The organism is Mucilaginibacter sp. UR6-1, assembly GCF_020880975.1.
Lineage (GTDB): Bacteria > Bacteroidota > Bacteroidia > Sphingobacteriales > Sphingobacteriaceae > Mucilaginibacter.
Window position 1 is genome coordinate 353,029 of sequence record NZ_JAJIWP010000001.1, and the last position, 13,545, is coordinate 366,573.

Sequence of the window (13,545 nt, forward strand, 5' to 3'; positions counted from 1 at the left end):
AAACATAAACAACCGGTGCGTTCCTGAAGATGAAAAACGCATCACAATAAAAACAAAATGAGTTATAACGCAATTAAAAAGGTATTTGATTTAGGTGACGGCCGCACCGTTGAGATCGAAACCGGCAAACTGGCCAAACAAGCTGATGGCTCTGTAGTAGTAAAACAAGGCGACACCATGTTGCTGGCTACTGTAGTATCATCACCTGAAGCAAAAGAAGGGGTTGATTTTTTACCGCTTTCTGTTGACTATCAGGAAAAATACGCGTCTACCGGTCGTATACCGGGCGGCTTTTTACGCCGTGAAGCACGTTTGTCAGACTATGAGGTATTGATCTCTCGTTTGGTTGACCGCGCTTTACGTCCGCTTTTCCCGGAGGATTACCATGCCGATACACAGGTAATGATCTCATTGATCTCGGCAGATAAGGATATTATGCCTGATTGTCTTGCCGGTTTGGCGGCATCAGCGGCTTTGGCTGTTTCTGATATCCCGTTCAACGGCCCTATATCAGAAGTTCGCGTAGCTAAAATTGATGGCAAGCTGGTAATTAACCCAACCCTGAGCAATTTAGAGCGCGCTACGTTAGAGTTCATCGTGGCAGGTTCTGAGTTTGACATCAACATGGTTGAGGGCGAATCAAAAGAAATTCAGGAAGAAGAACTTGTTGAAGCGATTAAATTCGCTCATGAGGCTATCAAAGTACAGGTGCAGGCTCAAAAAGAACTTGCTGCCGAAGTTGGTAAAACCGAGAAACGTATTTACAGCCACGAGCATAGCAACGAGGAGTTAAAAAAACAAGTTTATGCTGCCACTTATGATAAAGTTTATGAGGTAGCCAAATCAGGTTCAAGCAAACACGAGCGTCATCAAAAACTGCGTGAAATACGCGATATATTCATCGCTACTTTAGGTATCGAGATAGATGCGGTTACTGAAGGCCTGATCAAAAAATATTTCCATGATGTAGAGTACGATGCTGTACGTAACCTGATCCTTGATGAGGATCTGCGTTTGGATGGCCGTAACTCAAAACAAATACGCCCGATATGGAGCGAAGTTGGCTACCTGCCTGCGGCTCACGGTTCGGCGGTATTTACCCGTGGCGAAACACAATCATTAACCACTGTTACCCTGGGGGCTAAGGATGATGAGCAAATGATTGATGGCGCGTTCATCAACGGTTATCAAAAATTTATTTTGCACTACAATTTCCCGGGTTTCTCAACCGGCGAGGTTCGTCCTAACAGGGGTGCAGGCCGTCGCGAGATCGGTCACGGTAACCTGGCTATGCGTTCATTAAAACAAGTATTGCCAGTTGCTGATGAAAATCCATACACTATCCGTGTAGTATCTGATATATTGGAATCAAACGGTTCATCATCAATGGCTACCGTTTGCGCGGGTACATTAGCGTTGATGGATGCCGGTATCAAAATCCAATCTCCGGTATCAGGTATCGCCATGGGCTTAATTACTAATCCTGAAGGTACTAAATACGCCGTATTGTCTGACATTTTGGGCGACGAGGATCACTTAGGTGATATGGACTTTAAGGTAACCGGTACTGAAAATGGTATTGTTGCCTGCCAGATGGACTTAAAAATCAACGGCCTGTCATACGAAGTATTGGCTAAGGCTTTGCACCAGGCTAAAGATGGTCGTTTGCACATCCTTAACGAGATGAAAAAGACACTTGAACAGCCTCGTGATGATTACAAACCACACGCTCCGCGTATCATCACCATTAAAATTGATAAAGAATTTATTGGTGCGGTTATCGGTCCCGGTGGTAAAATCATCCAGGAAATGCAGCGTGAAACCGGTGCTACCATCTCTATCGAAGAAGTTAACAACCAGGGTATAGTACAAATATTTGCTGATAACAAGGCATCTATCGATCAGGCTGTTACCCGCATACGTAACATAGCCGCTAAGCCAGAGGTTGGCGATATCTATGAAGGTAAAGTAAAATCGATCATGCCTTTTGGCGCTTTCATCGAAATTTTACCGGGTAAGGACGGATTGCTTCACATATCAGAAATTGACCACAAACGCTTTGAGAGCATGGACGGTATTTTCCAGGTAGGTGACGAGGTGCGTGTAAAACTGCTTGATGTTGATAAGCAAGGTAAGCTGAAATTATCACGTAAGGCTTTACTGCCAAAACCGGAAAGACCAACTGAAGAGAATAAATAATTTATTATTATTGCAACATGAAACCCTCCCTAAAAGCGAGGGTTTCATTGTTTAAAGATGGTTTGTAACATTATTGTAACAAAAGTTTATTCATTAAAACATTGCTAACAACTGTTTGTATTGGATAGTTAGATGGTATAGTTATATCCGGTGCTTATATAGAAAATGAATTTTACACCTCTTGATCCTTTAGATTTTCTGAGTAATAACCCGAAAGGGCTAAAGTCTGATGCGCAGGCGGATCTGGTGCAACTACTGCTATATGAGATTATTAGAGTTAAGGATATTATAAAGTACTACGAATCGATACCCAACGGGGCCGGGCAATTGGGTGCATCAATACTTAATGAGCTGGTTTCTGAGGCGTATAATTCACTTGTAAATTACGATACGGTTTTAATGAAAAAATATTATGATCTTTTGCTTAATTGCGATTGATTACATTCTACAGAAACAAATTTTAACCGCACCCTAACAATGCCTATATTTACCGCCATGAAGCCATTAGTTGCCCCTTCTATTCTTGCGGCGGACTTTGCCAATATGCAGCGTGATATTGAAATGTTGAACAACAGCGAAGCTGATTGGATACATGTGGATGTTATGGATGGCGTATTTGTGCCCAATATATCTTTTGGTTTCCCGGTGATGAAAGCGGTTAAGCAGTACGCAACCAAACCGCTGGATGTACACCTGATGATTGTAGATCCTGACCGTTATTTAAAGGCTTTTAAGGAGGCCGGTGCTGATGGCATAATGGTGCATTATGAAGCATGTACTCACCTGCATCGTACCATACAGGCTATAAAAGATCTGGGCTGCAGGGCAGGGGTGGCGCTTAACCCGCATACCAATGTAAGTTTGCTTGAAGATGTTATTACTGATGTTGAGCAGGTTTGCATTATGTCCGTAAATCCGGGTTTTGGCGGTCAAAAATTTATTGCCAATACCTACAAAAAAATAAAGCAGCTACGCACACTTGCTGAATATCATAACCCTAAGCTTTTAATTGAGATAGATGGTGGGGTAGATGTAACCAACGCCGCAAAATTGATTGAAGCCGGCGCTAATGTATTAGTAGCAGGTAGTTCAGTTTTTTCGGCTGATGATCAATCCGCGGCTATATCAGCACTCAAAAATGTGCAACCCCTTCAGCAAGCCTGAAACCCATCCTGCTGATTGTTAATAAAGTGTCGCTTTTTTTCAACAAAAAGCAAATAATCTCTATATACTTTGTCAAAATAATTAACTTCGGCGCGTTAATATACTAACTGACCAAAGTGTTTTAGCATTCACATTTCAACAAATTATATGAAACATAATTTTGGTGCCGGGCCGGGCATATTACCCCAGGAGGTATTAAAGCAGGCCGCTCAGGCTGTTATCGATTTTAATGGTACAGGCTTATCAATACTTGAGATCTCGCACAGATCCAAAGAGTTTGAAGCTGTTTTAGATGAAGCTGTACGTTTGGTTAAAGAGTTATTTAGTTTACCTGAAGGTTATTCGGTATTATTTTTACAGGGCGGTGCAAGTACGCAATTTGCGTTAGTGCCATATAACCTTTTGCCGGAGGGCGGCAAAGCCGCATACCTTGAAACCGGTGTATGGGCAAACAAAGCGCTTAAAGAGGCTAAGTACTTTGGCGAGGTTGCTGTGGTTGCTTCATCAAAAGAGAGTAACTTTACCTATATCCCTAAGGATTTTGAAATACCTGCCGACGCGGCTTATTTCCACATAACATCAAATAACACTATTTACGGTACGCAGTTACAAAACTTCTCACCGTCGCCGGTACCTGTAGTTTGCGATATGTCGTCAGATATATTCAGCCGCAAGATCAATGTTGCCGACTTTGGCCTGATCTATGCCGGTGCGCAAAAAAATATGGGCCCTGCCGGTGTAACGCTTGTTATTGTTAAGGATGAGATATTGGGTAAGACAGATCGTAAGATACCTGCAATGTTCAACTATCAAACACAAATTGAAGGCGGTTCAATGTACAATACGCCTCCGGTGTTCGCTATCTACGTATCAATGCTAACCTTGAACTGGGTAAAAGCAAAAGGTGGGGTTGAAGCCATCGAGCAGGAAAATATTGCCAAATCAAAAGCATTATATGCCGAGATAGACCGCAACCCATTGTTTAAAGGTGTGGCTGCAACTGAAGACCGCTCGCACATGAACGTTTGCTTTGTGGCTGAAAACCCGGAACACGAAAAACCATTCCTGAAACTGTGTGACGAAAAAGGTATAGTAGGCATTAAAGGCCACAGGAGTGTAGGCGGTTTCAGGGCATCAATTTATAATGCTTTGCCAATAACCAGTGTGCATGTGCTGATAGAAGCTATGCAGGAGTTTGCTGAAAAAAATAAATAATTTAGTCAACGGTCAGTGGTCAATAGTCATTAAATAAAATGATGTTTGCCAATGACTAATGACATAATGACTAATGACAAATGAAAATATTAGCTAATGACGGTATTGACCCGGTAGGCAAGCAGATGCTTGAAGATGCTGGTTTTACTGTTGATACCAACAATATACCGCAGGATGAATTACCTGCCCGTTTAAATGAATACGATGCTATCACCGTACGCAGTGCTACTAAGGTTCGTAAAGCACTTATTGATGCCTGCCCTAACATTAAACTGATAGGCCGTGGTGGTGTAGGTGTTGATAATATTGATGTTGACTATGCTAAGGAGAAAGGCGTAGCCGTATACAATACGCCGGCTTCATCATCATTATCAGTAGCGGAATTAGTATTCGCCCACTTATATGGCGGTGTACGCTTTTTGTATGATAGCAACCGCAAAATGCCGGTTGAGGGTGCTACCAATTTTAACGGCCTTAAAAAAGCTTATGCCAAAGGTGTTGAACTGCGCGGTAAAACATTAGGTATCCTGGGTTTTGGCCGTATCGGTCGTGAAGTGGCCAAGATCGCTATTGGCGTAGGTATGGAAGTACTGGCTTATGATGTATTCCCTTTTAACCCTGAGCTGGAAATTGTTTTAGGTGGTGGTATTAAAGTGAATGTATCGGTTAAAACCGCCACATTAGAGGAAGTTCTGAAACAATCAGATTTTATCACGCTGCATACGCCATTTGTCGACAAAGCCCTGATTGGCGAAGCTGAGCTGGAGCTATTGAAAAAGGGTGTAGGCTTAATTAACTGCTCACGCGGCGGCCTCATTGAAGAAACAGCTTTGATATCGGCACTTGATAGTGGTAAGGTTTCATTCGCTGCACTTGATGTATTTGACAATGAACCAACCCCCCGTCAGGAAATTCTTTCTCACCCTAAAATTTCGTTGACTCCGCACATTGGCGCGGCAACCAACGAAGCGCAGGAAAGAATAGGCGTAGAACTGGCCAGCCTGATCATCGATCACTTTAAAAAGTAAGATAATTTATCAATCTGATATTTAAAGTCCACGGGTAGTAATGCTCGTGGATTTTTTTTACCCCTCCTAAATCCTCCCCTGGAGGGAAGACTTTTATATTGAATTTTTTGTCATTTCGAACGAGGTACGAGGAGAAATCTTGTCGCTTTTTTATGAACGCAGACAGATTTCTCGCTGTCGCTTCGAAATGACAAGTGGGATAAAAAATGCGTCATTGTGAGGTACGAAGCAATCCCCGGGCGATTTGCTTGAAGAATGTTCTAAAGAGATTGCTTCGTACCTCGCAATGACGCTTTTTATAAAGTTCGATTTATAAAATATACTCCACACCCTTTTCAGGCACAGTAGCGCTGTAACCGGCTTCCTCAACAGAAGCTGACAGGGCATCCATACTTGAAGTTTCACCATGTACCAGGAAGACGTTTTTAAGCTTGTTCTTATCCTGTGAAAGGATGTTACCCATCAGGTCGTCATGATCGCCGTGGGCGCTTAATACATCCGTTTGTTTAATGGTGGCGTAAACAGCCAGGTCGCGATCTTTGATATGCACAATCGGGTCGCCGCGCAGCAGGCGATGGCCCAATGTGCCTTTGGCGCAATAGCCTATAAACAGGATGGTGCAATAGTAATTTTGTATGTTGTAAAAAAGGTGATCCTGTATACGGCCACCCTCAAGCATACCGGCTGATGATATAATGATGCAGGGCTCAAAATAATTGGAAACCTGCCGGCTATCCTTCAGTGTTTCTACATAGGTAAGATTATCAAATTCAAATTCGTCGCCTTGCCTGTTGTAAAACTCTTGCGCCTCATCATTAACCAGGTAATGATATTTGCGAAATATCCGGGTGGCCATCACCGCCATGGGGCTATCAACAAATACTTTAACAGGAGGCAGTAACCCGCTGCTGAATATTTTATTAAGGGCAAAAACCAATGATTGCGTGCGCCCGATACTGAATGCCGGGATGATGAGCCGGCCCTGCTCTTTAATACAGGCTTTCTCAATGGTTTCAACCAAGGCGTCCTCAACGGTTTTATTTTTGGTATGGTAACGACCGCCATAGGTAGCCTCGCTAACCAGGTAATCAACAGGAGGGAGCGGCTCCGGATCATTCAGTACAGGGTAATTTTTGCGGCCTATATCGCCGGTAAATGCGATCGTTTTTTCCTCGCCGTTATCATTAACCTTTAAAACAGCTCCGGCAGCACCAAGCAAGTGCCCTGCGGGTATAAAGGTAAGTTCAACATCGCCGGTTAGCCTGAATGGTTTATTAAAGCCGATGGTAACAAAGCGTTCCATCGTGTCCATTACGTGCTTTTGCAGGTATAAGGGTTGTGCGCCACTGTTGAATTTACCGCGGTTACGGCCATGTTTGCGGCCTTTGTTGGCCTTGTTCATGAATATGCTTACTGAATCTAATAAAAGCAGTTCGGTAAGATCGGCCGTGGGGGCGGTGCTTAATATCTGCCCTTCATAACCCATACGCACCAGCGTAGGTAAATTGCCTGAGTGATCAATATGCGCGTGAGTGAGTATCACCACATCAATGTCAGCCGGGTTAAAAGGAAAGTTCTCGTTGCTTTGCAGGTGCCGTTCACGCTCATAATCCAATCCGCAATCTATCAGTATCTTATAATTATTTACCTCAAGCAAATGCATGCTCCCGGTAACCTGGCGGGCGGCACCATGTATAGTTAATTTCATTAAATTACCATCAGTTAGTTGCCTGCAATGCAGGCTTGGTTGAGTATTTTACCCACGGCAAAGTTAAGCCAAAAAGCCCTGTTTACAGTTAATTAAAGTAAATGTTACAAGGCATTGCTATTCAAACTCAATAATTACGCTATCGCCTAAATTAAGGCCTAATAATCCGCTGGCATTGCCTTTGTTTATAGCTATCTCAAGGTGATCGCTAATGCCAAACAGGCACAGCTTTTCGCCCTCGGGCACTTCGTTGTAATGCCAGCTCAGGTGGTTAATGGTTTCGTTGCGTTTAAAATACAAAGTGAAACGGCGGCCCTGCTGTATGGTGTTAAAAAACTCTTTAGTGATATTGGTGATCACATTCTGGAATGAGTCGATATAGATCACCGCGCCTTTGATCAGGTTCTTCTCAACCACTGGCTGCAGGTTCATTTTTTTCTCGATGCCGCTTATACGTAAACCTATCTCGTCAATAGGGTCGCCATTGGCCAGGTGGCAAGCCGCCTTAACAAAAATATCAGCCAGCGGAAAGTGCAAAAATTTAAGGTCCTGCATAATGTTTATCTCATAAACCTCTTCCGGTTCTTCATCAAACATCAGCGAGAATATGCCATTATCGGCCCCAACAAAAAAGTGATTTTTATAATGGATGGCAAGGTATTTTGTAAATGAATTATACACGGTATCAATACCGATAAGGTGCACCGTATTGTCCGGAAAATAGTGAAAACTATTCTTTAAAATAAAAGCCGCCTGTTGTATATTGAACGTGGATACGCTGTTGGTAATATCAACAATATTAACCTCGGGCAACAATTTTAAAATACTCCCCTTTAGTGCTGCAAGGTATATATCCTTATCGCCAAGGTCGGTAGTTAAAGTTATTATTGCCATTAATTATTTAAATATTTATTACTAATCTTGTACAAGCGATAAGCGCTACAAATATTCAATTTTTAATTCATAAAAATCAGCAACTAAAAATCAATTTGTATTGAACGAGTTAAAATTATCTATCGAAAACATCAATCCTGCGGTACTTTGGGGGCCTAATAATGATCATTTTGAGATCATTAAAAAACAATATCCAAAGTTAAAAATAGTTGCACGCGGCAGTGAAGTAAAGGTATTGGGTGATGAGCAGGAACTGCTGGTTTTTAGTGAAAAATTCGGTTATCTGCTACAGCATGTTGAGAAATACGATAACCTTAATATAACTGATATAGAGCGCATACTGGGTTCAAAAGTATCGCTTGCGCCGGTTAATGATACTCCTGCCGATAAATCAACCACCGGAGAAGTTATAGTTTTTGGCCATAACGGTATAATGGTTAAGGCGCGTACGGCCAACCAGCGCCGCATGGTTGATAGCATCCTGAAAAATGATGTGTTGTTTGCCATTGGCCCCGCCGGTACCGGTAAAACCTACACTGCCGTTGCCCTGGCCGTTCGTGCTTTAAAAAACAAGGAGATAAAGCGCATTATACTAACCCGCCCGGCTGTTGAGGCAGGAGAGAACCTGGGTTTTTTGCCGGGTGATCTGAAAGAGAAGATAGACCCGTACCTACGCCCGCTTTACGATGCGCTGGACGATATGATACCGCCGGAAAAGTTAAAAACTTACCTGGAGAACCGTACCATAGAGATAGCCCCGCTGGCGTTTATGCGTGGCCGTACGCTTGATAACTGTTTTGTGATATTAGATGAGGCGCAAAACGCTACCGATATGCAGTTGAAGATGTTTTTAACGCGTATGGGCCCTACAGCTAAGTTTATAGTAACCGGCGACGTAACGCAGATTGACTTGCCCAAAAAGCAGCAATCAGGCTTGCATACGGCCTTGAGGATACTTACCGACATTAAAGGCATCGATATTATATACCTGAGCGGCGAGGATGTGGTACGCCATAAACTGGTAAAACGCATTCTGGAGGCTTACGGCGATATACAATAGTAGGGCATAGTTTATAGTTCATGGTTCATAGTTTTATTGCCATGAATTATACATTATAGTACTAACTCTTTTTTACGGTTTATAGTTATTCCATGAACTATGAACCATCAACTATTAACTCATAAATGGACGCGATAAAAGAAACACATTTTAATTTTGACGGGCAAACGGCTTTTTACAAAGGCAAGGTGCGCGATGTATATACTATAAATAATAAATTCCTGGCCATGGTGGTTACCGACCGCATATCAGCATTTGATGTGGTATTGCCTGAGCCGATTCCGTATAAAGGACAAGTACTTAACCAAATAGCGGCCAAGTTTTTAAAGGCTACCGAAGATATTGTACCCAACTGGGTGATCAGTGTGCCCGACCCAAGCGTTACCATTGGCCGTATATGCGAACCTTTTAAGGTTGAAATGGTGATACGCGGCTATTTAGCAGGCCATGCCTGGCGCGAGTACAGCGCCGGCCGTAAAGAGGTTTGCGGTTTGGCCTTACCAGAGGGTTTAAAAGAGAACGATAAGCTTCCTCAGCCTATCATCACCCCAACAACTAAGGCATCAGTTGGGCATGATGAGGATATATCAAAAGAAGAGATACTTGCTCGCGGAATTGTATCGCCTGAAGATTATGCAAAGCTGGAAGCTTATACCCAGGCATTGTATGCGCGTGGTACCGAAATAGCGGCTGAACAAGGCTTGATATTGGTAGATACCAAATATGAGTTTGGCAAGGCCGATGGGGTTATTTATCTGATAGATGAAATTCATACGCCCGATTCATCGCGTTATTTTTACAGCGAAGGATATGCCGAGCGTCAAAAAAATGACGAGCCTCAAAAACAGCTTTCAAAGGAATTTGTTAGAAGGTGGCTGATAGAGAATAATTTTCAGGGCAAAGATGGCCAAACCGTACCTGAAATGACAGCGGAGAAGATCCTGTCAATATCTGAGCGATATATTGAGCTTTATGAAAAGATAACCGGCGAAAAGTTTGTTCGTTCATCAAGCGATGATATTTTGAAAAGGGTAGAGGGCAATGTTAAACAGGCATTGGCAGCGCTTTAATTTTACTAACATTAAAAAATTGCTATATTAGCTATATAATAAACGTACAATGAAATTTACTGTTGACAAACACGAGAAGTATATATTGGTGAAGCTGAATGAATCAAAGTTAAATTCATTGGTTACTCCTCAGCTTAAATCAGAGCTTATACTTATCAATACCGAAGGCCAGCGCAATATCATTCTTGATCTGTCGCAGGTTAAATTTGCTGATTCATCGGGCTTAAGCAGCCTTTTGGTTGGCCATCGCCTTTGTAAAAATGCCGAAGGTGTTTTTATTTTGTGCGGGTTGAATGATGCGGTTAACCGTTTGGTTACCATATCACAACTGGAGAATGTATTAAGCATTGTACCAACCTGTGAAGAAGCTATCGACCTTATTTTTATGGAAGAGATAGAAAAAGAACTTAAACGGGAACTAAAATAACTTTTTGATTGTTTTCCGGGTATGAAGTTTGAAGTTATAATACTTGGAAGCAGTTCGGCAACGCCTATTTACAACCGTAACCCCACGGCCCAGGTACTAAACATTAACGAACATTTATACATGGTTGACTGCGGCGAAGGCAGTCAGCAGCAAATGATGCGGTTTGACATTAAAGCAAGCCGCATCGATTGTATCTTCATCAGCCATCTTCATGGCGATCACTATCTCGGTCTTGTTGGCTTACTTTCATCACTGCATTTAAACGGCCGTAAAAAGCCCATGAACCTTTTTGGGCCCGCACCGCTTATAGAGATCATTGAAATGCAGCTCAAATACTCAGAAACCACGCTGCAATATCCGCTTGTTTTTAAAGCTACTAATGCCGACAGGCCTGAGCAGATATTTGAGAACAATGATTTTACCGTTGAAACTATACCCTTGCTTCATCGCATAGCCTGCACCGGTTTTATATTCAGGGGCAAAAAGCGCACCCGTAAGCTTGTAAAGGAACGTATAGATGAATTAGAGGTGCCCGTAGCATATTTTAGCGCTATTAAGGCGGGGCGCGATTATACCGCGCCAGATGGAACTGTATATGCTAATGACAGCCTTACTATTCCGCCACCGGAGCCGAAATCATACGCATATTGTTCGGATACCATATACAGCGCGCATTATTTTGAACAGATAAAGGGCGCCACAGTTTTGTACCACGAGGCAACGTTTATGAATGATATGCTGGAGCGAGCCAAGGATACCTATCATACAACCGCGCTACAGGCTGCTGACGTGGCTGTTAAAACAGGTGCTGAAAGATTATTGATCGGCCATTTTTCTGCGCGATATAAAACCCTTAATGATTTGCTTGACGAAGCCTGTACCGTATTTCCGGATACGGAGCTGGCGATAGAAGGAAAGACGTTTATTATTGATGAATAGGAGTTAAGCCTGATTCTTGTTCAATATATCCCCGATGATCATCTCGGCATGTATACGCGAGTTTTCAATAAACCATAAATGCGTATCTAACCCGCCGCAAACTACACCTGCAAGGTACATGCCCTGCTGGTTGGTTTCCATGGTATCTTTATTATAGTGTGGAATGAATTTATCTGCTGAAAGTTCTATTCCCAGCTTTTTCAGAAAGTTGAAGTTAGGTTTGTAACCCGTCATCGCCATTACAAAATCATTCGGGATGGTAACGATGCCTTCGGCTGTTCTTATATCAGCCTCGTGCTCGCGTACAGCGGCAAGTTCTGAGTTAAAGTACGCCTTAATACTGCCTTCATCAATACGGTTGATAATATCCGGCCTTACCCAATATTTTACACGGCTGCTTACTTCGCTGCCGCGCACTACCAAAGTTACGTCAGCGCCTTTACGATAGGTTTCCAGCGCCACATCAATAGCTGAGTTGCTGGCACCCACCACAATCACCTTTTGCATGGCGTAATAATGCGGATCTTTATAATAATGCTTTACTTTGGGCAGGTCTTCGCCGGGGATATTCAGGTTTACGGCAATATCATAAAAGCCCGTAGCCAGCACTACATACTTAGTCTGGTAAGATGCCTTGCTGGTAGTAATGTTGTAATATTCTCCATCACGTTTTACTTCGGTAACTTCTTCAAATAAATTAACGGGTAATTCATTTGATAGTGATACACGCCTGTAATATTCCAGAGCTTCGGCACGATTGGGTTTGTTGTTGATGGTAACAAAAGGTATACCGCCAATCTCCAGCCTGTCTGACGTGGAAAAGAATGTCATGGTATACGGATAGTTATACAGCGAATTTACCAGGCAACCCTTTTCAATTATCCTGAAAGAAAGCCCTGCCTTTTGCGCTGCCAGCCCGCAGGCCAAACCGATAGGGCCGCCGCCTATAATGAGTATATCAAGCATTTGTTAAATATCAGCAGATGTAAAATAAAACAAAAAATGTCATTCTGAAGGATGATAGCGGTATTTCTTTGGTCACAGTAATGTTAATTACCTCTTTTCAAAGTATGCCGCATCCGTTCAGGATGACATTTTAATATTGTTGTAACTGTATGCTTACGCTTTATTAGCGCCCTTTTGGTAGTCAGCTAAAAACTGAGCTAAACCGGTATCAGTTAAAGGGTGTTTAAGCAATGCGGCAATAGCGCTTAGCGGACCGGTAATTACATCCGAACCAATTTTAGCACACTGTATAATGTGCATTGGGTGGCGTACCGAAGCAGCCAATATCTGCGTTTCGTAACCGTAATTGTCAAATATCAAACGTATATCTTCAATCAGTTGTATACCATCGGTTGATACATCATCCAAACGGCCAACAAAAGGAGATACGTAAGTGGCACCGGCTTTAGCGGCCAATAATGCTTGCCCTGCTGAGAATACCAGTGTACAGTTTGTTTTAATGCCTTTTGAGGTAAAGTACTTAATAGCTTTAATACCATCTTTAATCATAGGTACTTTAACCACTATACGCTCATGCAATTTAGCAAGGGCTAAGCCTTCAGCTACTATCTCGTCATAAGTAGTTGCTATAACTTCGGCGCTTACATCACCATCGGTAATTTCGCAAATTGCTTTGTAGTGGTTAATGATATTGTCGTGGCCTGTAATGCCCTCTTTAGCCATTAACGATGGGTTAGTAGTTACACCATCTAAAACACCCATTTCGTGTGCTTCTTTGATTTGTGCAAGGTTTGCAGTATCAATAAAAAATTTCATTTTGTATGATGATTTTGTTGAAATAACAAAAATATATAGTTACCCGAGTTATAATATGG

13 protein-coding genes are annotated in these 13,545 nt (G+C 42.5%); 9 read left to right on the forward strand and 4 right to left on the reverse strand.

The window, feature by feature from the left end; translation table 11 throughout:
• The first annotated feature begins 57 nt into the window (after window positions 1–57).
• The 5 genes from pnp (at window position 58) to LJ707_RS01625 (ending at window position 5,606) form a co-directional block, all read left to right on the forward strand.
• Entirely contained in the window at window positions 58–2,199 is a 2,142-nt protein-coding gene (gene pnp, locus LJ707_RS01605; RefSeq protein WP_228948983.1) for a polyribonucleotide nucleotidyltransferase, read from the forward strand.
• Window positions 2,200–2,364: 165 nt separating this feature from the next.
• Entirely contained in the window at window positions 2,365–2,637 is a 273-nt protein-coding gene (locus tag LJ707_RS01610) for a hypothetical protein (protein WP_228948984.1), read from the forward strand.
• A gap of 57 nt (window positions 2,638–2,694) precedes the next feature.
• Window positions 2,695–3,363, forward strand: coding sequence for a ribulose-phosphate 3-epimerase (gene rpe, locus LJ707_RS01615; protein WP_228949753.1), 669 nt, complete (start codon window positions 2,695–2,697; stop codon window positions 3,361–3,363).
• A gap of 147 nt (window positions 3,364–3,510) precedes the next feature.
• Window positions 3,511–4,578: a 3-phosphoserine/phosphohydroxythreonine transaminase gene (gene serC, locus LJ707_RS01620; protein ID WP_228948985.1), complete on the forward strand. Its 1,068-nt coding sequence runs from the start codon at window positions 3,511–3,513 to the stop codon at window positions 4,576–4,578.
• Between the two features lie 80 nt (window positions 4,579–4,658).
• On the forward strand, window positions 4,659–5,606 hold the full coding sequence (locus LJ707_RS01625) for a D-2-hydroxyacid dehydrogenase (RefSeq protein ID WP_228948986.1): 948 nt from the start codon (window positions 4,659–4,661) through the stop codon (window positions 5,604–5,606).
• 310 nt (window positions 5,607–5,916) lie between these two features.
• On the opposite strand, the gene LJ707_RS01630 is transcribed toward LJ707_RS01625, so the two are convergent.
• On the reverse strand, window positions 5,917–7,314 hold the full coding sequence (locus LJ707_RS01630) for an MBL fold metallo-hydrolase (RefSeq protein ID WP_228948987.1): 1,398 nt from the start codon (window positions 7,312–7,314) through the stop codon (window positions 5,917–5,919).
• A gap of 117 nt (window positions 7,315–7,431) precedes the next feature.
• A complete protein-coding gene (locus LJ707_RS01635) occupies window positions 7,432–8,208 on the reverse strand; it encodes an S-adenosyl-l-methionine hydroxide adenosyltransferase family protein (RefSeq protein WP_228948988.1) in 777 nt (258 codons plus the stop codon).
• 100 nt (window positions 8,209–8,308) lie between these two features.
• Between LJ707_RS01635 and LJ707_RS01640 the strand changes: the two genes are divergently transcribed.
• From LJ707_RS01640 to LJ707_RS01655, 4 genes are all read left to right on the forward strand, one after another.
• Window positions 8,309–9,268: a PhoH family protein gene (locus LJ707_RS01640; protein WP_228948989.1), complete on the forward strand. Its 960-nt coding sequence runs from the start codon at window positions 8,309–8,311 to the stop codon at window positions 9,266–9,268.
• A 125-nt stretch (window positions 9,269–9,393) separates the two neighbouring features.
• On the forward strand, window positions 9,394–10,338 hold the full coding sequence (locus tag LJ707_RS01645; protein WP_228948990.1) for a phosphoribosylaminoimidazolesuccinocarboxamide synthase: 945 nt from the start codon (window positions 9,394–9,396) through the stop codon (window positions 10,336–10,338).
• Window positions 10,339–10,387: 49 nt separating this feature from the next.
• Window positions 10,388–10,765, forward strand: a complete 378-nt coding sequence (locus LJ707_RS01650; protein ID WP_228948991.1) for an STAS domain-containing protein — start codon at window positions 10,388–10,390, stop codon at window positions 10,763–10,765.
• Window positions 10,766–10,786: 21 nt separating this feature from the next.
• Entirely contained in the window at window positions 10,787–11,704 is a 918-nt protein-coding gene (locus LJ707_RS01655) for a ribonuclease Z (protein ID WP_228948992.1), read from the forward strand.
• Between the two features lie 3 nt (window positions 11,705–11,707).
• On the opposite strand, the gene LJ707_RS01660 is transcribed toward LJ707_RS01655, so the two are convergent.
• Both LJ707_RS01660 and fsa read right to left on the reverse strand, forming a co-directional pair.
• The gene (locus LJ707_RS01660; RefSeq protein WP_228948993.1) at window positions 11,708–12,670 is read right to left on the reverse strand and encodes a YpdA family putative bacillithiol disulfide reductase; all 963 of its coding nucleotides are present in this window, start codon (window positions 12,668–12,670) and stop codon (window positions 11,708–11,710) included.
• Between the two features lie 153 nt (window positions 12,671–12,823).
• Entirely contained in the window at window positions 12,824–13,486 is a 663-nt protein-coding gene (gene fsa, locus LJ707_RS01665; protein WP_228948994.1) for a fructose-6-phosphate aldolase, read from the reverse strand.
• Between the last annotated feature and the right edge of the window lie 59 nt (window positions 13,487–13,545).